The sequence below is a fragment of the Nocardiopsis synnemataformans genome, from assembly GCF_965343085.1.
GTDB classification, from domain to species: Bacteria; Actinomycetota; Actinomycetes; order Streptosporangiales; family Streptosporangiaceae; genus Nocardiopsis; species Nocardiopsis alborubida.
In genome coordinates this window covers 1-548 of sequence record NZ_CBDRFA010000194.1, presented here as the reverse complement: position 1 = coordinate 548, position 548 = coordinate 1, and the positions used below count along the sequence as shown (strand labels likewise).

Genomic DNA, 548 nt, shown 5'->3' with positions numbered 1-548 from the left:
TCGGGGAGGGCGAGACCCGGTCCCGGTCCCAGCGTGAGCATGACGCGCTCATCGCGGCATTGCGGTATGCGACCACCCACACCGGGTGCGACAACGCCCCCGCCCCGCTGGTACAGATCCGCATCCTGGTGCCGGTCAACACCTACCTGAACGCTCGCGGCCAGGAGGTCCCGGCATTGGACGAGCACGGCCGCGTCATCCCGGCCGGAGTGGTGCACGAACTCTCCGCAGACGCGGAGGTGGTGCGGATGCTCACCGCCCCGCCCACCGGGCGGGTGCTGGACGTGGCCCCCAGCCGCCGGTTGGCTTCGGCCCGCCAACGCGCGGCGGCCTTTCACGGGCATGCCACGTGCGCGCACCCGGGCGGGTGCGAGGTGCCGGTGACCTGGTGCCAGGCCGATCACATCACCTCCTTCTCGCGGGGCGGGCGCACGGTGGTGGCGAACCTGCAACCGTTGTGCGGCCCGCACAACCGGGCCAAGTACCAACGCGAACTCCGCGCACACCACCGGACGCGAATCGGGGCGGGGTCCCTGGGGCGAGGACAC

Annotated in this window: 1 protein-coding gene; it reads left to right on the top strand. The window is 72.3% G+C overall.

What is annotated here, in order from left to right:
* On the top strand, positions 1-548 hold a 548-nt coding region (locus ACSIH6_RS39425; RefSeq protein WP_435114008.1), incomplete at both ends, for an HNH endonuclease signature motif containing protein.